Source organism: Phyllobacterium zundukense (assembly GCF_002764115.1).
In the GTDB taxonomy this organism is placed as follows: Bacteria; Pseudomonadota; Alphaproteobacteria; order Rhizobiales; family Rhizobiaceae; genus Phyllobacterium; species Phyllobacterium zundukense.
Genome location: NZ_CP017940.1, coordinates 477123 through 496728 on the forward strand (window position 1 = coordinate 477123; position 19606 = coordinate 496728).

At 57.2% G+C, this 19606-nt stretch carries 21 protein-coding genes and 2 pseudogenes; 11 read left to right on the forward strand and 12 right to left on the reverse strand.

Features of this window, described 5'->3' with window-relative positions:
* Nucleotides 1–7: 7 nt before the first annotated feature.
* Nucleotides 8–286 (forward strand): annotated as a pseudogene (locus BLM14_RS02405) (recombinase family protein); the annotation flags it as partial.
* Nucleotides 287–410: 124 nt separating this feature from the next.
* Here the strand turns inward: BLM14_RS02405 and BLM14_RS02410 are convergent.
* The 5 genes from BLM14_RS02410 to BLM14_RS02430 form a co-directional block, all read right to left on the reverse strand.
* Entirely contained in the window at nt 411–785 is a 375-nt protein-coding gene (locus BLM14_RS02410; RefSeq protein WP_099997935.1) for a hypothetical protein, read from the reverse strand.
* A gap of 45 nt (nt 786–830) precedes the next feature.
* A complete protein-coding gene (locus tag BLM14_RS02415; protein ID WP_099997936.1) occupies nt 831–1112 on the reverse strand; it encodes a hypothetical protein in 282 nt (93 codons plus the stop codon).
* Nucleotides 1109–3274, reverse strand: coding sequence for a DEAD/DEAH box helicase family protein (locus BLM14_RS02420; RefSeq protein WP_099997937.1), 2166 nt, complete (start codon nt 3272–3274; stop codon nt 1109–1111). The genes BLM14_RS02415 and BLM14_RS02420 overlap by 4 nt, the downstream gene beginning before the upstream one ends.
* The gene (locus BLM14_RS02425) at nt 3274–4455 is read right to left on the reverse strand and encodes a hypothetical protein (RefSeq protein WP_099997938.1); all 1182 of its coding nucleotides are present in this window, start codon (nt 4453–4455) and stop codon (nt 3274–3276) included. The genes BLM14_RS02420 and BLM14_RS02425 overlap by 1 nt, the downstream gene beginning before the upstream one ends.
* An 86-nt stretch (nt 4456–4541) precedes the next feature.
* Nucleotides 4542–4952 (reverse strand): hypothetical protein, encoded by a 411-nt coding sequence (locus BLM14_RS02430; protein ID WP_099997939.1) that lies wholly within the window; start codon nt 4950–4952, stop codon nt 4542–4544.
* A 60-nt stretch (nt 4953–5012) separates the two neighbouring features.
* Here BLM14_RS02430 and BLM14_RS30830 point away from each other — a divergent pair, with 60 nt between their 5' ends.
* Nucleotides 5013–5309 carry a hypothetical protein gene (locus BLM14_RS30830; RefSeq protein ID WP_133123890.1) on the forward strand — a complete coding sequence of 99 codons (297 nt, stop codon included), beginning with the start codon at nt 5013–5015 and terminating at the stop codon, nt 5307–5309.
* Nucleotides 5310–5320: 11 nt separating this feature from the next.
* On the opposite strand, the gene BLM14_RS32605 is transcribed toward BLM14_RS30830, so the two are convergent.
* The 6 genes from BLM14_RS32605 to secA form a co-directional block, all read right to left on the reverse strand.
* The gene (locus BLM14_RS32605) at nt 5321–5530 is read right to left on the reverse strand and encodes a helix-turn-helix transcriptional regulator (RefSeq protein WP_099997940.1); all 210 of its coding nucleotides are present in this window, start codon (nt 5528–5530) and stop codon (nt 5321–5323) included.
* A gap of 431 nt (nt 5531–5961) precedes the next feature.
* The gene (locus BLM14_RS30835) at nt 5962–6117 is read right to left on the reverse strand and encodes a hypothetical protein (protein WP_157929470.1); all 156 of its coding nucleotides are present in this window, start codon (nt 6115–6117) and stop codon (nt 5962–5964) included.
* 42 nt (nt 6118–6159) lie between these two features.
* Complete coding sequence (locus tag BLM14_RS30840) at nt 6160–6318, reverse strand: hypothetical protein (RefSeq protein ID WP_157929471.1); 159 nt, start codon at nt 6316–6318, stop codon at nt 6160–6162.
* A 116-nt stretch (nt 6319–6434) separates the two neighbouring features.
* Entirely contained in the window at nt 6435–7721 is a 1287-nt protein-coding gene (gene bspF, locus BLM14_RS02440) for a type IV secretion system effector crotonyl transferase BspF (RefSeq protein ID WP_099997941.1), read from the reverse strand.
* Nucleotides 7721–9142 (reverse strand): lipopolysaccharide biosynthesis protein, encoded by a 1422-nt coding sequence (locus tag BLM14_RS02445; RefSeq protein WP_100000991.1) that lies wholly within the window; start codon nt 9140–9142, stop codon nt 7721–7723. The genes bspF and BLM14_RS02445 overlap by 1 nt, the downstream gene beginning before the upstream one ends.
* A 135-nt stretch (nt 9143–9277) precedes the next feature.
* The gene (gene secA, locus BLM14_RS02450) at nt 9278–12004 is read right to left on the reverse strand and encodes a preprotein translocase subunit SecA (protein ID WP_099997942.1); all 2727 of its coding nucleotides are present in this window, start codon (nt 12002–12004) and stop codon (nt 9278–9280) included.
* 357 nt (nt 12005–12361) lie between these two features.
* Between secA and BLM14_RS02455 the strand changes: the two genes are divergently transcribed.
* The 5 genes from BLM14_RS02455 (at nt 12362) to BLM14_RS02475 (ending at nt 16226) form a co-directional block, all read left to right on the forward strand.
* Nucleotides 12362–13279 carry a peptidylprolyl isomerase gene (locus tag BLM14_RS02455; RefSeq protein ID WP_099997943.1) on the forward strand — a complete coding sequence of 306 codons (918 nt, stop codon included), beginning with the start codon at nt 12362–12364 and terminating at the stop codon, nt 13277–13279.
* Nucleotides 13280–13360: 81 nt separating this feature from the next.
* Nucleotides 13361–14602: a bifunctional glutamate N-acetyltransferase/amino-acid acetyltransferase ArgJ gene (gene argJ, locus BLM14_RS02460; protein ID WP_099997944.1), complete on the forward strand. Its 1242-nt coding sequence runs from the start codon at nt 13361–13363 to the stop codon at nt 14600–14602.
* A 21-nt stretch (nt 14603–14623) separates the two neighbouring features.
* Nucleotides 14624–15376 (forward strand): GNAT family N-acetyltransferase, encoded by a 753-nt coding sequence (locus BLM14_RS02465; protein WP_099997945.1) that lies wholly within the window; start codon nt 14624–14626, stop codon nt 15374–15376.
* Nucleotides 15373–15789, forward strand: a complete 417-nt coding sequence (locus BLM14_RS02470; protein WP_099997946.1) for a (deoxy)nucleoside triphosphate pyrophosphohydrolase — start codon at nt 15373–15375, stop codon at nt 15787–15789. Before BLM14_RS02465 ends, BLM14_RS02470 begins: the two co-directional genes overlap by 4 nt.
* 110 nt (nt 15790–15899) lie before the next feature.
* Nucleotides 15900–16226, forward strand: a complete 327-nt coding sequence (locus BLM14_RS02475) for a hypothetical protein (RefSeq protein ID WP_099997947.1) — start codon at nt 15900–15902, stop codon at nt 16224–16226.
* Between the two features lie 17 nt (nt 16227–16243).
* Here BLM14_RS02475 and BLM14_RS02480 read toward each other — a convergent pair whose 3' ends face one another.
* Nucleotides 16244–17134, reverse strand: a complete 891-nt coding sequence (locus BLM14_RS02480; protein WP_099997948.1) for a methyltransferase domain-containing protein — start codon at nt 17132–17134, stop codon at nt 16244–16246.
* A 63-nt stretch (nt 17135–17197) separates the two neighbouring features.
* Here BLM14_RS02480 and BLM14_RS02485 point away from each other — a divergent pair.
* The 4 genes and pseudogenes from BLM14_RS02485 to BLM14_RS02500 all read left to right on the forward strand — a co-directional run bounded on the left by BLM14_RS02485 (nt 17198) and on the right by BLM14_RS02500 (nt 19598).
* Nucleotides 17198–17963: pseudogene (locus tag BLM14_RS02485) on the forward strand (ComF family protein).
* A 78-nt stretch (nt 17964–18041) separates the two neighbouring features.
* Complete coding sequence (gene grxC / locus BLM14_RS02490; protein ID WP_099997949.1) at nt 18042–18317, forward strand: glutaredoxin 3; 276 nt, start codon at nt 18042–18044, stop codon at nt 18315–18317.
* A 4-nt stretch (nt 18318–18321) separates the two neighbouring features.
* Entirely contained in the window at nt 18322–19188 is an 867-nt protein-coding gene (locus BLM14_RS02495) for a carbon-nitrogen hydrolase family protein (protein WP_099997950.1), read from the forward strand.
* On the forward strand, nt 19185–19598 hold the full coding sequence (locus tag BLM14_RS02500) for a DUF1178 family protein (RefSeq protein WP_099997951.1): 414 nt from the start codon (nt 19185–19187) through the stop codon (nt 19596–19598). The genes BLM14_RS02495 and BLM14_RS02500 overlap by 4 nt, the downstream gene beginning before the upstream one ends.
* Nucleotides 19599–19606: the final 8 nt, after the last annotated feature.

Sequence of the window (19606 nt, forward strand, 5' to 3'; positions counted from 1 at the left end):
CGTGCTGGCAACCGAGCAGCCGATTGATACCTCGACCGCAGCAGGGAAAGCCTTCCTCGATATGCTCGGCGTGTTCGCGGAGTTCGAGACCAATTTGCGCCGCGAGCGCCAAATGGAGGGCATCCAGAAAGCAAAGGTCAAAGGCGTCTATCAGGGGCGCAAGACTTCGATTGACGTTGATCAGGTCGGGGCTTTGCGGGACAGCGGTAAAGGCGCGACAGAGATAGCGCGCGTGTTGAAAATCGGCAGGGCGAGCGTTTATCGGGTGCTTACAGACATTGCTTGAATGAAGTTTTTAGAGGCAAAGAAAAACGCGCCGTGGAGGCGCGTTTTGTATTTTTGGGCGGTGTGCTATCGGAATTTTCGAGAAACGCGCTGCGTGACCGCCTATGGCCGTTTTCAAGTGTGTTTTAGGACGTTTCCTCGATCCACGTTACGTCAATCAGTTTTGGCGTGGCTTCGAGCACGGGCGCAGCCATTTGGGCAAGAGCGACCAGCGCGGCGGCGTGTGAGCCGGGACCGTCTGTTTTCAAGTCAACCAGTGCCATTGTCACTGGCTTGCCGAAAGCACGGTTCAAGATTTCTTGCGCGGCAGCGAAGCGGAGCTTCGGGTCGTCACACCGCAAGGTTTCATGCACGACTTGCACCGCCTCTTCGGCGAGGTTGTCGAGCACCTTTTTAACCTCTTTCGGGAGCGCCGGAGGGCGTCCTTTCGGGTTGATTGAGCGTTGGCCGGGGAGCAAGCGCCCCCGTTCGTCGCGTTTTGGCTGTTCGGTATGTTCCATGCTGTTCCTCTTAAAGTCTACTAGTTTGGTCATGTTTAGCAAGCGTTATGACATTTCGGACATAACGTGGTACTTGCGAACAAAGGAGGCGGCGATTTCTTCGGGTGGGTGTCCGGCGCGGGCGCAATTTTTGAGCACCCGGTCCCAGATTTGCTTTTGTCCGGCGTTGATAATCCCGGCGTCGTGGGCGTGTTCGATCAGTTTGTCAGGTGTCAGCATGTCAGGCTTTGTCAGCATGTCTTGCGCAAGAGACGCTGTTTCAAGTTCATAGCGCCAGTATAGTTTCGTGCGAGGACGCCCACGCGGGCGACCAGTTGCTTTTGTCATTTGGTCTCTCCTGTGTTGTCGGCGCGCGGGCCGGTTTCGGCTGACGAAGGCTGGTGGCTATTTGTGTCGGGTGAGTTTTTGATTTTGAAATACGACAGTGGTCCGAGCGCCCGCTCCAATTCGGCGTGGGGGTCGCGAACGCGCCGTGGGTCATACCGGCCTGTCGCGAGCCTCTGTCCCGCACCTTCGAGCCTGTATTCGACTTCGAAGGTTGGCGTGTTTCCCCTATAGATACTACTAATAGAGGAAACACGCTTTCCTCCCCGCCGATATGCATCGCGCGCGGCCCCTAGGGCATTGAATAATCCGGGGAAAGCCCTGAACGTGTGATATGCGTTGTCCAAGTCCCAACCGGTTCGCGCGAAATTCAAATCCAGCTTGGTCGGCACGATATCGTCAAAAGCGATAGCCTCGCCCACCGGCACATTGGGGATTGGCGTCGATGTCAGAACCAAAATCGTGACAGGCTTTACAGCATCACGCCGGACACCGCGCGCGCGCCCGATCGCCTGCACAAGCTCGCCTTCCGTGATCTGAAAACGTACACGCTCCGAAACAGGGTCCAAGTGGATTTCTACGTCCGTCGCGTCTTCATATTTCAGTTGCCCATCGGCACCCCGCATAAGCCGGGTCCCCCAGCCCTTGCCCATGCTCGCTGCCGTGACGGCTTCCGGTTGATCGTAAAACAAAGCCCCGGCAATCCGCGTTACATCCCTCGCGTCCGGCAAATTCCGCCCCACGACTACCAGCATGTCAACGTTTTCAAGCTTGTTCTGTCCACGGAGCTTGCCGAAATAAAGCGGGTCCGCGATGCCTTCGGGCAAAACTCCCTGCGCAAACTCGGGGCTGTCTGTCACTCCTTTGTACGAAACAAACCCGACACTCCCGACTTGCGTCAAAGTCGCCGCGATCTGCACAAGCTTCTCGCGCCGCGCCTTCCGCCGGGAGTTGTCCTTTCCGGGCTCGTCAACCAGCGCCGTCTTGCCGTTCTTGCGGTCCACCGCCTGAACAATCCGCATATTCGGCGTCTCAAAGTGGAGCACCTTCAATTGGCTGAGGTGCGGCAAGGCGAGGCCGAGCATTTTCATGTCGCCGGTCGCGTCGAGCGCGTAAACCGGCTTATCCTCGACACGCAAGCGCTTCCTGAGCCCCGCCGAGAAAACCCAATCCTCGCCGCCGTTTTGGTTTGATACCGGATAGAGTGCAAAGCCGTTCAGCTTCTCCCGCGCGCCTTCCTTGATCCGGAGTTGTGCGCCGAGCGATTTCCAGATTTTCGCCTTCTTCTTGGCGTCGCCGAACGTTGCCCTTACTCCCGCCAAGCGGGCTTTGATTTCATCCGGCGTTCCGCCCTGCTCGATTTCCCGTTCGAGCTGGATTGTCACGCCGCGATAGCGGTCATATTCGATCCCCATTGCCCGCTTGCAAAGCTCCGGCGTCAGACCGGCACGGCGCAACGATGGCAGCGTAGGAACGAATGTGCCGCATTCCGTGGCTTTCCAAAGCTTTTCCTGGGCCTCGTTCAAAGCCTGTCGATCCTCGCCGAGCCTGAAAGCGCCGGGAAACCATTCCCGCTCCCAAATGGTCGGGAACTCGATGTTATAATCCGGCTTGAACCTTTCCACCCTGACACGGGCGAAATCTTCAAGCCCTGTCACGAATTCCTCATCGATAAACGCAAGATCGCAGCTTCCGCCTTGGGGGAGTGTCAGGTATGAGTGCGGGAGGATGACAAGTCCTGGCCCCTTGTCAGCGGTCTGTGCGAGCCAACCGCAATCTTCCCGGAACGGGCATTTCTTGCAGACCATGTCCACGACACTCGCGCCGAGTTCATGCACAAGGTCTACCTGTCCGTGCATGTCAGGATGACAGAGCGGATCGCCGAAATTCGTGTCCCGCTGTCCGCGATAGACGCGAGGATTTGCTTCCGGGATGAGCCGCCTTGCGCGGGCGAGAAGTTCGCCGGAGAGGGCGTGATCGGGCACGAAAAAGTACACGCGGTTTTCGGGATTGTTTTCGAGATAACGCCCGATAAACACAAGCGCCGCCTCCGTCTTGCCGCTGCCCGGGGGCACAAGCAAAGCGCGCTGTTCGGGTGCGGGAATGTGCCGCATTTTGAATTTTGGCTGCGGTACGAGTTCAGCCATTGGGATTGGCAGCGTCATTACAGAAACCTTTCAAAGTCGGCAAAAGCCGCCGCAAAGACCGCCTGTGCATTTTCGAAGGGCATAAGAATGGGGAGCGGGCTGACTTCCATAATCTGTGCGTTTTCGCGGCGGATTGCGCCGTCGATGCTGCTATCGAGCGACCGATCGGATATCGCCTGTTTCACGTAGTCGAGGGTGTGGTGTCCGCCACGGGGAGCGACCAGCACTGCTTCACGGATTTGGGTTTTGAGGTTGCCCCGCATCTGTTCATATTTCGCCGGATGCGTTGTGCGGATTGCGAGCATAATCGCGTCACGGATAGGGGCGTGATACCCGTAGCCGTTTTCACCGTCGCCAGCCTTTGACAAGATTTCCGCGACATCCTTTCCCGGCACCACGTCGCCGAGGTTTTCACCGCGAGCATGCAAATCCGCTTTGATCTGTTCAACGTCGATATGCGGAACTTTGACCTCATCGTTGCTACCTTCCAGCCTGCCCCACCGCTGGGCTACTGGATCGGGAGCACCGATGAGCTGGGGATCAGCGATGTAGTGGAGCTGAATGCTGTCAAAGACCTTCATGTCAGCGGGGAAGCCCCGCATCCGGCACCAAGCCTTCATTTCGTCATCGTGCATGGGGCGTGACAACCAAACCCAAAGATGAACCTTGACCATATCGGGGTCTTTCAAACCAGCCGAGCTTGAGAGCTGCCAAGCGATTTTCGTGTCTTGGAATTCAGCTGGGAAGTGTTCCCTGACAAGCGCCGCAATGGCTTTTTCCGGCTCGCGGGCAACGTTATATCCGGGCATAGAGAAGTCATCGATATCGATCATCGCCCAACGCCGGGGCGCGGGGTCGAAGCACATTTCTTTCCGGCGCAGGACGAAACCCTGTTCGTTCTGAGCAATACGGGCAACAGCGGACGGTTCGCCCCGAATAACGGTTTTCGTGCTGCTTTGCGACGCAACTTTGACCACGCGTTCGAGGTCATCAAGCGAGTTGATTTCATGCTGTTCAAAAGACCAGCGAAAGCCAAATTTGGCATCGTCTTTTTCCCAAGCCCCATCGACAAAACGGTAGATTTTGCGCTGCCGCTTGCCGTCACGTTCTGTCAAGATTGTCAGCTTGTCAGCAACATTGCTGACAGGGGCGTCAAGCTTGATTTCGGTCCTATTTGTGATATTATTCCTATCAATCATTGGACTTCGCCTTACTGCTCCTGAACGTTGATCATTGGTGAGTTGAGATTGATTGCCCCCGGTTCATTTGGGGGGCATTTTCTTTTTTAGTCGTCGTCGCGACGGCCAAAGCGAATATGGTCCGGCAGATCGTTGCCGTACCACCACCCCTCCGGCTTGGGGTTGAGGTAATCTTCGGCGGTGGCGGCCTCCTGCCATTCGACGACCCCCAAATCCTTGCGGTTGTGGTACAGGTCGAGTAAGACGTGCGCCGCATAGTTCAGGTCCCGTTCCATGCGGGCTTGAAGAGAAGCCAGCGCATATTTCATGAGCTGATCGCTTGTAATGCACTCCGGGTCCCACCCTTCCGGCAAGCCTTGCTGCCGCACAAGCCCCGTGGGGTAGTCGTGCAGGTAGTCGATGTGTTCGGCTTTGAACACCTTCCCGGCGGCGATGTTTTCTGCCGCCCAAGCCGCCTTACGCTTTTGTGCGGGTGTCACGTCGATATACTTAACCATTACTTCACTCCTGTTCAAAGATTTCTTCTGCTAATGCTTGATATACTACGGCGAGAATACTTGCGACCGCGCCGTCTACTGGGGGTTGGCTGGGTCGATTGCGTTTGGATCAGTCTGCGGCTGTTCGAACAGCGCGCCGACGCGCTGGGGAAGGTTCGAGCTGCCGAGATTGGCGGCACCGCCCTGCATCCTGTCAGCCGTATTTTTAAAGAGGTCCAAAATGCTCATAATGCTTATTTTCCTTTAGTCAGTTTGGCCGAGGACGAAGTTGGCAACGGCGAGGGCGAGCGGCGCGAGACCCAGAATGATCAGTGCGGTTTGCATTGCTTTTTTGCTCCTAAGAATGCGTTGAGTTGAGGGGAGTGTTATTATGCGTCCGGGCCTGCCGTAGCCGGGAGGTTTGCGCGCCAATGCATAAGCTTCTCTTCCGGCCAAGCTGAAGAGCGAGGTCCAATCTTCACCGGAGCTGGGAATTTGCCGCTCTTTACAAGCCGCCAAAGCGTTGGCTCTGTCAGACCAGAAAACGCGAGCACGTCGCGGACGCGGAGCAAGCGGGGGAGGGTGTCAATATTTGCCATGTTTGAGTGTCCTTTGAGTTGTCGGGTAGGAGGTTTTTCGCCCCTCCAATGACAATCAATTTACCTCACCCACTGTCGAAAAATCTACATTTTGTGCTTTTTAACCAAACGAGATACGAAATGTAGTATCTCGTTAAAATTCAAAGACTTACGGGAAGGGGGTCGAAAGCTTTTATCTCGCATACTAGACAAAAGGAAAATAATTCTTTGTGTTTTCAATTGGTTAAGCGAAAATCGCTCGTTACCGCCCTACTTCACAGCCTAAATTATTCGGCGTGGGTGGCGCTCCGAATGTTGGTGCTTTTGTTGGTATCTGTCAGGTCTTATGCTAATAATATTAAGGAAAAACAATATGTTAGTCCGATAATGCGGCTCCGGTAGGGGCACCACTAGCAGGGCAAAACCCCATATTTCTCGTTGTTCGCGGAAGTTCAGTAGTCGTTGACGCGTGGCGTGCAGTTGGTGAACACCTTGGCGCCAAAGTCGCTTGGCCGATCACAGAATACCAGCGGGCTAACGTTGCCAGATGAAGTGCAGCCGGGCAAAATCGTCAACAGGGCTGCCAAAAGCATCGCAATACGTGTCATGTGTTCAACCCTTTCAGACAGGATTCGCAACGGCTGAGGTCGTCAGTATTTGTGACCGAGCCGCGGGGTGCAGTGGGTGGTGACTGTGGATTTGAAGGAGCCGGGGGTGTCGCAGAACACCAGCGGACTGACGTTGCCTGAAGAAGCACAGCCAGTGAAAATCATCAAAACCGTTGCCATAAGCAGCGCGATACGCATCATGTATTCGCCCTCCGGTTCAGCGATGACGCCGGGTCGTCAATGACGATAGACGCAGGATAGCCTATCACACCGCGACGCTTCGGCGAAATTTTCAGAAAAACCTGCTGGAGATACTCCTACTTTCGCCGTGTCAGATCGCGCAGGCGTTCGCGGACGAGACGGGCGAAATTCTGTGTCCGGCGATAGAGATGCAGCTGCGATGCGGCTTGCCGCGTGGCGCGGTCCGCGGTCGGCGTCAAACCGATCACCAATGTTCCGATGGACTCGCGCTCCTGAAAGAGACGCGAGGCGACCGGGTGGTCCGGCACGGCGCAGGAGTCGGTGCGCTCGATGTTCGGATCATCACGATGGTTCTTGAGCATCTCGATCATCAGAAGAACGCCGGGCGAGTAGGCGGCAAGGCTCTCGTCGTAAGCAGTCTTCCAGGTCCATGCCTCGCCGGCTTCAACGAAGACGACCAGCACGGCGATCACCTTGCCGTCGAGTTCGAGCGTGTGGATGCGTGCCAGATCACGGGCGGCAAGGTTGTTGACCGCCTCGCGGGCAAAGGCAGCGCGGAAGCGGTCGACAGCCATCGCCGAGCCACGCTGGCCCTTCCAGCCGCTGGCTTCGAGGGCAAGGAAATCCTCGAGCCGCAGGCGGATATCCTCTTCGCTGCGGCTAACGGTGTAGGTCAGCTTGCCTTTGTCGGAAAGGCGGCGCCAAAGCCGGCGATATTCCTTGGCGTGGCGCGTGCCGATCGCCTCGCGCAAATATTCTTCGCCTTCCTTCGTGGTATCGAGAAAGGGCCGTTCAACCTGGTTGACTGTCACCAGCGGAAGATTGCGGTCAATGGCGACAGAGCGGATCAGCTGCGCCACCGAGCGGTTCAGCCGCATGTCCGGCAGGACCAGTATTTCCGGAAGTTTGAGATGCTTGCGCGCCAGCATGTCGAAGAGATCGTTGAGCACGCCCACAGGATCGTCCCTGTCGATGAGCGGCGTTCCCTGTGGCCCGAACGGCGTCGCCCAGGCACGGATAATGGAAGCAGATACGGTGAAGCCTGGCCGCTCGATCGTATAGGGCATGAGGAAGCGCAGACGGCTTTTCACGTCATTCTCGTCACGCATGACCATGAAGCGGACTTGCCGGTCGTCGAGGCGCGGCATGGCCGGCGCTAGGAAGCGTGGATTGAAGAAGATATTCGGCTCGATCGTCCGGTAGGTCAGATATTCGAGTTCCTGCAGCAGTTCGAAGCCGGCGGACGCGGAGTAGACCGACAGCTTGCGCGGGACGCCGCGATTGCCAAGCGACTCCTCGATCTGCTTGGCCGCATCGGGTGAAGGGTCGAATCCCGAAAGCTGCGCAATGATCTGCGCGGAAGGGCCTCCGGCCAGTTCTTCGAGAAGCGGTATGGCTGCCATCAGATTTCTTCCTTGACAGGTCTTGCATTCGTCCTGCCGGCAAACACAAACATGGTGATGTTCAGACGATTGTATACAGTCAGCGCCAGTGTCACCGCCTCAAACACCATCGAGAATGCCGTGGCGCACGCGGCGCCAGCGAGGCCATAGACTGGTATCAGTACAATGCTGAGGCAGATATTAACAATCAGTGTGACGGCATAGACCATAGCGCAGATTTTTTGCTTTCCGGCCATGTTGAGGAGGCTCTCCGCCGGGCCAACAGAGGCGCGGGCAACGACGCCGACCACCAGAACGAACAGCAATGGATAGCCATCGGTGAACTGGGCGCCGAAGAGGTAGAGCAAGGGTTTGCCCAGCAGCAGGAGGACGATTGCCATCATCAGCGATGGCCAGAAAGTCCAGCGCGCCGTATCGCGGGCAAATTGGCTCAGTTGGGCGTGGTCATGGGTGTGCATCAGTTCGGAATAACGCTGGGCCGCCCCGGCTTTCACCGAGAAATAGACGAAATGCACGAGTGCAAGCAGTTTGACCGTGGCGAAATAGGTCGCGACCTTGTCAGGCTCCATGTAGCGCCCGACCATCAGGACATCGGCATTGGTGAGCAGGAAGAAAAACCCCTCGACCAGAAAGATCGGCAGCGAGACTGCAAACCACTCGCCGAAGCGAATTGTTTTCGTGCCCGGTACCACGACCGCCTGGAATCGGTGGTTGACCACAAGCAGTTGAAATAGCGTTGTCGTGTAGGTGGCAATGATCGCCGAGGTTACCGCTGCCGTAGCGGTTGGAGCAAAGCCGGCTGCATGGGCGATGCTCATCACCACAAGGGTGAGGACCGGACGGATGATATAGGTGGGCGTCAGGGCGACAAGTACCCAGGAGCGCGACCTTGCCGTTCCATCGAGCGTGTCGCCAAGCGCGATCATCGGCAGGCAGATGAAACCGATCAGGAAAGGTACGACGTAATAGGATTCGATCGCTTCCCTGAAAAAGTAGACACCGCCGGCACCGATCAGGGCGATGCAGGTCGTCAGACCCAGTGCGAAGGCCTTGCTGGTAAACAGGATGCCGCGCAAGTGATCGAGTTGCTGACGTTCAAGATATTCCGGCACAAACCGGATGACAGTCGTCTGGAAGCCGAGACAGGAGAGATTGCCAAGAATAACGACCGTTACCCATACGAGGACAAAGATGCCGTATTCGAACTGCCCCATCCAGCGTGCAAAGATGACCTGGGAGACAAGGGCAATCGCGGCGCTGATGATGCGCACGAGAAATGCGATCAGTGAGACCCGCTGCGCGACGGCATGTTCCGTTGACCCGTCAAGCATCTGATCCAGGCGCAGGAGCCATGGATTAAGCTGCCGTGACAGTCTTTCCGGCAAAAACCGGTCTGCAGTTCTTACCGCAGAAATTCGCAAGGGCAGCTCCACTCGTTTCCAATACCAGACCCTATAATCCGTAAACCTTTAGAAACGGTTCGAAAAGTCAACGGGTTCTGCTTTGGAAACAATGCAAAAGGCCGCGTCTGGGACGCGGCCTTTTTTGTTTTATTATCAGACGAAGGCACCGTGGCAATGCTTGTATTTCTTGCCGGAGCCGCAGGGGCAGGCTTCGTTGCGGCCAATCTTGCCCCAGGTCTGCGGATTGTTGGGATCGCGGTCTGCCGGGTCAACGACGCGCAGATCCTCCTGCACCGCAAGAACGCTGCCTTCGCCGAAATCGTCTTCGCCGGTAAAGCCATCGATATGATGGCCTTCCATCACCGGCAAGGCCGGTTCCGGAGCACTTGCGGCCTCACGTACGATCTCGACACGCATCAGCTGTGTCGTCACGTTCTGGCGCAGGTTGACCAGCATCGTCTGGAAGAGCTCGAAACCTTCGGTCTTGTACTCGTTCAGCGGATCGCGCTGAGCGTAGCCACGGAAACCGACGACGGAACGCAAATGGTCCAGATTGACCAGATGTTCGCGCCACAGCGCATCCAGGGTCTGAAGAATGACCGACTTCTCGACATAGGCCATGATCTCCGGACCGAAGCGCTCGGCACGATCAGCGGCCGCTTTCTCTACGGTCTCCATCAGGCGTTCCCTGATATCATCCGGGGTTATGCCGTCTTCGAGCGCCCATTCGGTGATCGGAAGATCGAGGTTGAGAATGTTACGCACATCCTCGTCGAGCTGCTTGATATTCCACTGCTCGGCATAAGCGCCTTGAGGTGTATGCCGCGAGATCAGGTCGTCGACCACATCTTCGCGCATTTCCTTGGTGGTTTCGCTGAGATCCGTGCCGTCCATCAGCTCGATGCGCTGTTCGAAGATCACCTTGCGCTGATCGTTCATGACGTCGTCATACTTCAGAAGGTTCTTGCGGATATCGAAGTTTCGAGCCTCAACCTTCTTCTGTGCCTTCTCCAGCGCCTTGTTGATCCAGGGATGGACGATGGCCTCGTCTTCCTTGAGACCCAGCTTCTGCAGCATGCCGTCCATGCGCTCGGATCCGAAAATGCGCATCAGGTCGTCCTGGAGCGACAGGAAGAATTTCGACCGGCCTGGGTCACCCTGACGGCCCGAACGGCCACGCAGCTGGTTATCGATGCGGCGGCTTTCATGGCGTTCCGTAGCAAGAACGTAGAGACCGCCGGCGGCAAGCGCCTTCTCCTTCAAGCGGGCAATGTCCTCGCGAATGGAGGCTTCCTTGGCCTTGCGCTCTTCACCATGCGGCATGTCGTCGAGTTCGCGCGCGATACGCATTTCCACATTGCCGCCGAGCTGAATATCGGTACCGCGGCCGGCCATGTTCGTGGCGATGGTGATTGCGCCCGGAACACCGGCCTGGGCAACGATGTAGGCTTCCTGCTCGTGGTAGCGCGCGTTAAGCACCTGGAAGTCCTTGAAGCCTTCCTTGCGCAGACGTTCGGCGAGCTGTTCGGACTTTTCGATCGACGTGGTGCCGACGAGAATAGGCTGACCCTTGGCGGTTGCCTCGCGGATATCGCGAACAATGGCCTTGTATTTTTCCTCGACGGTCCGGTAGACCTCGTCATCCTCATCGGTACGCATGACAGGATTGTTGGTCGGAATTTCCGTGACTTCGAGGCCGTAAATATTGCCGAATTCTTCCGCTTCGGTCGAAGCCGTGCCGGTCATGCCGGCCAGCTTCTTGTACATGCGGAAGTAGTTCTGGAAGGTGATCGAGGCCAGCGTCTGGTTTTCCGGCTGGATCGTCACATGTTCCTTGGCTTCAAGCGCCTGATGCAGGCCTTCGGAGAAGCGGCGGCCCGGCATCATGCGGCCCGTGAACTCATCGATGATGACGATCTCGTCATTGCGGACGATGTAGTCCTTGTCCTTCTGGAAGAGCTTGTGAGCACGCAGCGCGTTGTTGACGTGGTGCACGACAGCAACGTTCTCGATATCGTAAAGGCCTTCGCCCTTGAGATGCCCAGCCTCTTTCAGGAGGTTCTCGAGCTTCTCGGTGCCTTCCTCGGTGAAGATCGCGGTCTTCTGCTTTTCGTCGATTTCGTAATCTTCCGGCTTCAAGGGCAGGATGAACGTATCGATGAGGTTGTAGAAGTCCGAGCGATCATCGAGCGGACCGGAAATGATCAGTGGTGTACGGGCCTCGTCGACCAGAATCGAATCCACTTCGTCGACGATCGCGTAATTATGCGGCCGCTGCACCATTTGCGCGCGTTCATACTTCATATTATCGCGCAGATAATCGAAGCCGAGCTCGTTGTTGGTGGCATAGGTGATGTCGGAATTGTAGGCGGCGGCGCGCTCTTCGTCGTCGAGACCGTGCACGATGATGCCATAGGTAAGGCCCAAGAAATTATAGATCTGGCCCATCCAGTGCGCATCGCGGGTGGCGAGGTAGTCGTTCACGGTGACGACATGCACGCCCTTGCCTTCGAGCGCATTGAGGTAGACGGGCAGGGTCGCGACAAGCGTCTTGCCTTCACCGGTACGCATTTCCGAAATGCCGCCATTGTGCAGGACCATGCCGCCGATCAGCTGTACGTCGAAGGGACGCATGCCGAGGACACGCTTGGCCGCTTCGCGCACCACAGCAAAAGCCGGAACGAGCAGATCGTCGAGCTTCGTCCCATTAGCGAGGCTGGCGCGGAATTCCGCGGTCTTCGCTTTCAGCTGCTCATCGGTAAGTGACGAAATTTCCGCTTCAAGCGCATTGATCTCCTCAACGCGGGGTTTGAAGCTCCTGACACGGCGCTCATTTGAAGAGCCGAAAATCTTGCGGGCGAGGCCGCCGAAACTGACCATCCCTGGTCCTCTCTAATTCGTTCTGCCAGGTGGACCCGGCATTTGAGACGCCCGACACCCGGCATTGAAATGCCTGATAGAGTAGGGACATCAAGCCAAATGTAGCGCATAACCCCAAAACCGGAAGCGGGATCATGCACCATTCAAAAGTGCTGCTGCGGCCATTGTGGGTCCAAAAGGACGCACGGCGCAGTAGTCGTATCTGTTGCCAAGCTATCTGGACGCAAAGCCGATGGACAGATAAGAGGAGGCTCGAATGATGTCAATGTTGAAGCAGCAAGCTGTTAATCGCTTCGTCGTGGCAAAATTCTGCCGTAATCATAGCCCGTACCGGTCCTCCCAAGGAGAAATTGACCTATGAACCAATTGCGTAAAACCCTTTCATTCATGACTGCTGCTGTATTTTTGACCGGTGTTTCCTCCGTGGCTATGGCCCAGGATGCCGGCAAGACGGAAGCGCCCAAAGCCGATGCTACCCAGGCAGATGCTGCCAAGACCGATCCGAACAAGGTGCTCGCAACAATCAATGGAACCAAGATCACCGCGAAGGAGGTCGATCAGATTTCCGCAGATCTCGATCCCCAATTCGCGCGCCTGCCGGACGACCAGCGGCGTTTGGCCGCTCTGGCTGCAATCATCGACATCAAGTCGCTGGCAGCCAAGGCCGAAGCTGAGAAGCTTGATCAGACGCCCGAGTTCAAGGCCCGTATGGAATTCCTGAAGGATCGCGCCCTGCATAATGACTTTTTCAGGCAGCAGGTTGTCGACAAGATCACCGATGCCGACGTGCGTGCCCGATACGACAAGGAAATGGCAGCAATGCCGCCGCAGAATGAAGTGCGCGCTCGTCACATTCTGGTGAAGACCAAGGAAGAAGCCGAAGCGATCATCAAGCAGCTTGATGGCGGCGCTTCCTTCGAGGAGGTTGCCAAGGAAAAATCGACTGACGGTTCGGCCGCGCAGGGTGGCGATCTCGGTTATTTCGGGCCCGGCCAGATGGTGCCGGAATTCGAAAAGGCGGCCAATTCGCTTGAAATCGGCAAATACACCAAAGAGCCGGTCCAGACACAGTTCGGCTTCCACGTGATCAAGCTGGAAGACAAGCGCGTGCAGCAGCCGCCCGCATTCGACACGGTCAAGGACCAGGTCAAATCCATCCTCATCCGTGAGCGCTACATGGAGGTGGTCAAGAAGGAACGGGCGGACCTGAAGATTGTATACACCGATCCGGAAATGGAAAAGGCGATCAAGGCCGCGACCGAAGGACAGCAGTAATAGATCAGGGGCCCGGCTTTGCTGGGCCCTTTCTTCCAGTCCATGTCCCAACCTTGTCAAAGCCGCTCTTCGAGGTAATCAATGTCTACATCTGTCTCTCCGCTGGCTCCGAAACATTATCCCGCCATGCCGGAAATTCGCGGAGCAAGGATCGCTACCGCTGAAGCCGGCATCAAGTACAAGGGCCGGACCGATGTTCTGATGATTGTTTTTGACAAGCCTGCTGCGGTTGCGGGAGTATTTACCCGGTCAAAATGCCCGTCGGCAGCCGTGGATTTTTGCCGTGACAGCCTGGTTGGCGGCAAAGCGCGCGCCGTGGTCGTCAATTCCGGCAATGCCAATGCATTTACGGGAAAAAAAGGACGGGAATCGACCAAGCTGACCGCCGCGGCTGCATCAAAGGCCGTCGGGTGCAAGCCTGGCGAAGTCTTCCTCGCCTCGACCGGGGTGATTGGCGAGCCGCTTGATGCTGGAAAGTTTAGCCATCTTCTCGGTGACATGACGAAGAATGCCGCCGCCGAGCGCTGGCAGGATGCGGCCAGCGCCATCATGACGACCGATACGTTTCCGAAGGTTGCAACGGAAACGGTTCTGCTCGGCGGGGTTCCGGTGACAATCAACGGCATTGCCAAGGGCGCCGGCATGATCGCGCCGGACATGGCGACGATGCTGTCCTTTGTTGCGACCGACGCGCCGATCGAATCGGATGTTCTGCAAGAGCTGCTATCGAAGTCAGTGGGCAAGAGCTTCAATTCCGTGACCGTCGACAGCGATACATCGACATCCGACACCTTGCTGCTCTTTGCCACGGGTTCTGCTGCCGAGCGCGGCGCGGAACGCGTAACAAAGGTCAAGGACAAGCGGCTGAAGGGTTTCAGCAAGGCGCTCGACCGTGTGTTGAAGAATCTGGCCCTGCAGGTCGTGCGTGACGGCGAGGGCGCGCGCAAGATGCTGGAAATCACGGTGACCGGCGCGACCTCGGCGCGCTCGGCCAAGCGTATTGCGCTATCGATTGCCAATTCGCCGCTGGTCAAGACGGCTGCGGCTGGCGAGGACGCCAATTGGGGCCGTATCGTCATGGCCGTTGGCAAGGCCGGCGAACCGGCAGACCGGGACCGCCTTGCGATCTGGTTCGGCGATATTCGCGTTGCCCGCGAAGGCGAGCGCGATCCCGACTATTCGGAAGAAGCGACATCCGCCTATATGAAGAACCAGGATATCAGTATCCGTGTCGATATCGGTCTGGGCAAAGGCAAGGCGACTGTCTGGACCTGCGACCTGACCAAGGAATATGTGGCGATCAACGGCGATTACCGTAGCTGAGACACTTTCTGAGGATAATGCATGCAATTGGCGCAGATCAGGCAGATTGAGGCGGTTGGATTCCGGGCCTGGCCTGCTTCCTCCGTCCATTATGACGGAAGCTGGGCCATCCGCATGACGGCGAGCCATCCGTCCAAGCGCCTGAACTCCGTCAATCCGCTCGATCCCGGCGACATCGACAATATGCAGCAGCGAGTGACACGGGCTGCGCAGCGGTTTCGCGCCTATGGCAGGCCCCCCGTTTTCCGCCTGTCGCCGCTCGCACCCAAGGAACTTGACCAGTATCTCGACGATCTGGGTTGGGCACGCTTCGATGAATCAATGGTCATGACCGTCGATCTGGCAAATGTCGATCTCTCCGATGCGATCGACCAGATCCCGCTGAAGGATATCGGCCGGTTCATCGACGCTTCATTGCAGGTTCAGGGTGAGAATTCCGCTCTGAAACCGGGCCTGTTCGAGGTCATCAATGCCATTCGGCCATCGAAGGGCCTGTTTGTCATCGAAGAGGGTGCTGTGCCGGTTTCGACGGCGATCTGCGTGCATGATGGTGCATTGGCCGGATTGTTCAACATCGGAACGGCAGCAAACCGGCGCCGCGTCGGGCTCGGTCGCACGATCATTCAATCAGCGTTGAAGTGGGCCATGCAACACGGTGCCAAAAAGGCCTGGCTGCAGGTGGAAGTAGCCAATACGGGTGCCATTGCGCTGTATGAGCAAATGGGCTTCCACGAAGCCTACCGGTACGCCTACAGGCAGGCGCCGGAGAAATGAGTAAAAACGTGTCGCATCCGATTCTACTGGTCACGGCCTGCGCGCTGGTTGATGCCGACGGCAGGGTGCTGCTGACGCAACGTCCGGAAGGCAAGTCGCTTGCCGGCCTGTGGGAATTCCCGGGCGGCAAGGTCGATCCGGGCGAAACGCCGGAAGAAAGCCTGATCCGCGAATTGCACGAGGAACTCGGCATTACGGTCAAACCGGACTGCCTCGCGCCGCTGACATTTGCCAGTCATACATACGAGACGTTCCATCTGCTGATGCCGCTCTTCATCTGCCGGCGCTATGAAGGCATCCCGCTTGGGGTGGAAGGGCAGGTGCTGAAGTGGGTGAAACCGAAGGAAATGCGCGATTATCCCATGCCGCCTGCCGACATCCCGCTCATTCCCTTCCTGATAGATCTCCTGTGAATTTTCCCTGGTTCACAACCTGAAACTGCATTCTTTGCCAATCATTAATGACTCCTTCACTTGATTGAGCGACTTTTAGATAATTCCGAAGACGCATTTTCAGGTGGGGCATGGGGCGCAAGAACGATTATCGCGATGACGATCTGTTGCTGTCGAGAACTCTCGCAGGCGCAGGGATGGGTCTGTTGCGGATCACGCTGTTGTTCGGTTCCGCAGCCATTGCGCTGGCGTTGATCATAGCACCGCTCGCCGATCGCGGTACCCAGGCCGTCGTAGACTATTCGACTGGGCGCTCGATCGACGAGATATCGACGGGATCGATCAAAAAGGCCGAGCCAACGGCTTCGACCTACACGGTTCGCCGCAGCGTGCTGCAGCGGTCACCCAATGCGGTCTGCATCCTCAACAGTGACGGGTCGAAAACCGGCGACTGCTGAAAGATCTTTCGATCTCTTCACTTCTTTTCGAGCGAGTCCACGTCCTTGAGGAAATCGGCGAGCGAGGCTTTTGCCGAGCCCGGCTTCAGCGGCTTCTGCTGCGATTCATGCGCCGCCCACCCGGACATCCAGATGAAAGAGAATGTCGCCCTGATCCGGCCATCGGGATCGCTGAAGCGTTCCGCATAGATTTCAGCGACACGCAGGAAGAAATGCCGCGTCAGGGGCCGCCGCGACCGGCCGAGCAGAATATTTTGCATGCCCATGGCGCGCAGGTCGCGCATCAGGGCGAAGGCAGAATCATAGCGCACCGTATAGGTTTCGATGTCAGTGACAGGCAGGGTGAACCCGGCCCGCTGCAACAGGCCGCCGGCATCCCGGACATCGGCAAAGGGTGCCACGCGCGGCGAGGCACCGCCCAGGATTTCGCTTTCTGCCGCGATCAGGCATTCGCGCAGTTCCGTCAGCGTGTTTTCGCCAACCATGGCGCCGAGGAACAAGCCGTCTGGTTTCAGCACACGGCGGATTTGCAAAAGCGTGCCCGGGGTATCGTTGGTCAGGTGCAGGGAGAGCAGCGAGACGATCAGGTCAATGCTCGCAGATTTGAGCGGAAGCACCTCCTCATCGGCGACGACCGCCGGAAATCCACCGCCAAGAAACTGTGCATCCTGCTCGACACGCACGATTGTTGCGGCTTTGCCCGATCGTTGCAATGCCTGTGCGACGAGCCCCGTATGGCTTGCCAGATCGACGGCAACGTCGAAATTGCGCTCAACCGCCGAAAGGCGCTCCTCGAGATCGTCGGCAGCGCGGGAAAGCAGGAAATCCGCAGAGTTTCCGTGTTGCTTTAGGGCGCGCAGGCGTCTTTGAAGCAATAGATTTCGATCGAAGACCTGATGCCGATCCATTCCGAACTTCTCTGATAACTGTATAGTTGATTGGGTAGATGCGTCGCCCCGGGTGGAATTGCAATGAAAACTGTTGGAACAACTGCACGTCTTTTCACACGCGCCGTGACAAATCAGCTTTTCGGGCTGTTGTTTCCGCCGGTTTGTGCAGGATGCGACAGGCACGTCGCTGAACCCGGAACCTGTGCGGCGCCTGCTGGTCGAGGGTCCGCTTTATCGAAAAGCCCTATTGCCCCGTGCTCGGCATCCCTTTCAGCCATGACCTCGGCGCCGAAATTCTTTCCGCCGAGGCCATTGCCGATCCGCCACCGTTTCGCCGCGCGAGGTCCGTCGCGGTGCACGAGGGTGTTATCCGCGATATGGTACACCGCCTCAAATATAATGACCGCACCGATCTTGGTCCCTGGATGGCGGGCTGGATGATGCGGGCAGGCAGTGAATTGCTCAGCGATTGCGATATCATGGTGCCCGTGCCTCTGCATGCGCGGCGGTTCTGGTTCCGCCGGTTCAATCAATCGGCAGAACTTGCCCGTCATCTGGCGAGATGAGCGGCAAACCGTTTGATCCGGACGCACTGAGGCGCGTCAGGCAAACCCGGCAGCAGGTGGGGCTCGGTGCAAATGAGCGCGTCGCCAACGTTCGCGGCGCATTCAGAGTGCCTGATGCACAGGAAATCAAGGTGCGCGGGCGCGATGTCCTGCTGATAGATGATGTCTATACAACGGGAGCAACCGTAAAAGCGGCTTCACGCGCCTTGCTCAGAAGCGGCGCAGCGAATGTCGATGTTCTGACTTTTGGCCGGGTCATGTCGAAAGAATTGTCTGTTTGACCCGGTTTCGGCAGAAAGAACGGGTCTTTTCGCCTGAAGTTTTGATGCCTATATAGGGAGAGAATATGGAGTATTTGGATGGTTGATGTAACAATCTATACGCGTAACGGTTGCGGCTATTGTACAGCCGCCAAGGGTCTTCTTTCGGAAAAAGGCGTGACCTTCGTTGAGTATAATGCGACGATCGAGCCTACAGCGCGGCAGGAAATGCTGGCGCGCGCCAATGGCCGCTCAACCTTTCCGCAGATATTCGTCGGCAAAACCCATGTTGGAGGCTGCGACGACCTTTATGCGCTGGAAAATCAGGGCCGTCTCGACATCCTGTTGAAGACGGGCGAACTGGCACAAGGATGATGATATGAGTTCATTTCGTGCAGCCGCCATCCAGATGCGCTCGGGCGTGGACCCGCAGCGCAACGCCGCCGATCTCGCCCGCTACGTTGCGGAGGCGGTGGCAAAAGGCGCGGTTTATGTCCAGACGCCCGAAATGACCGGCGCTCTGCAACGGGATCGCAAGGCGCTCGCGAGTGTCTTGAAGGCTGAGAACGACGATGTCATCGTTCGCACCGCTTCAGAACTCGCAGCCAAGCATGGAATTCATCTTCATATCGGCTCAACGGCTATCGCCCGCGACGACGGCAAGATCGCCAACCGGGCTTTTCTGTTCGGCCCGGATGGCAATATCCTTACCCGCTATGACAAGATCCATATGTTCGACGTCGATCTGGACAATGGCGAGAGCTGGCGGGAATCGGCCGTCTACGCGCCGGGTGCCGACACTGTGGTGATCGATCTACCCTTCGCACGCCTTGGTTTTGCGATCTGCTACGATGTGCGCTTCCCGCAATTGTTCCGCGCACAGGCTTTGGCCGGTGCGTCGGTGATTACCGCGCCCGCCGCCTTTACCCGCCAGACCGGTGAGGCGCATTGGCATGTGCTGCAGCGCGCTCGCGCAATCGAAAACGGTGCGTTCATGGTCTCGGCCGCGCAGGGTGGTGTCCATGAGGACGGCCGCGAAACCTATGGTCATTCGATGATCGTCGCACCCTGGGGCGAAATTCTTGCGGAAGCCGATCATGCGGAGCCCGCGGTCATTGTTGCGGATATCGATCCGGCATTGAGCGCCGCCGCCCGCTCGAAGGTCCCGAATCTCAAGAATGCGCGCCCGTTTGGACTGGTCGTTGAGAATGACGGCCAGAGCGAAAGACATTCGGTAGCGTCATGATCCGTTTTTCCCTTCATTGCGACCATGACCATGACTTTGAAGGCTGGTTTCGAAGCAATGATGATTTTGATACGCAGGCCGAAAAGCACCTCGTAACGTGTCCGGTTTGCAATTCGCACAAGGTCGAGAAGGCGTTGATGGCACCCTCTGTCACGACCGGCCGGCAAAAGGAAAAGATCGCCGTCGCCATGAGCAAAATGGTCACGGAGCTCAAGGAAATGGCACAGAAAGTCCGCGAGAATGCCGATTATGTCGGCAGTGACTTTGCCGAGGAAGCCCGCAAGATTCATTTCGGCGAGGTCGAAAAACGCGGCATTTATGGCGAAGCTACCGGTGAGGAGGTCAAATCCCTGCTCGAGGATGGTGTCGATGTCATGCCGCTTCCCGTCTTTCCGGAAGACCACAATTGATCTTGCCC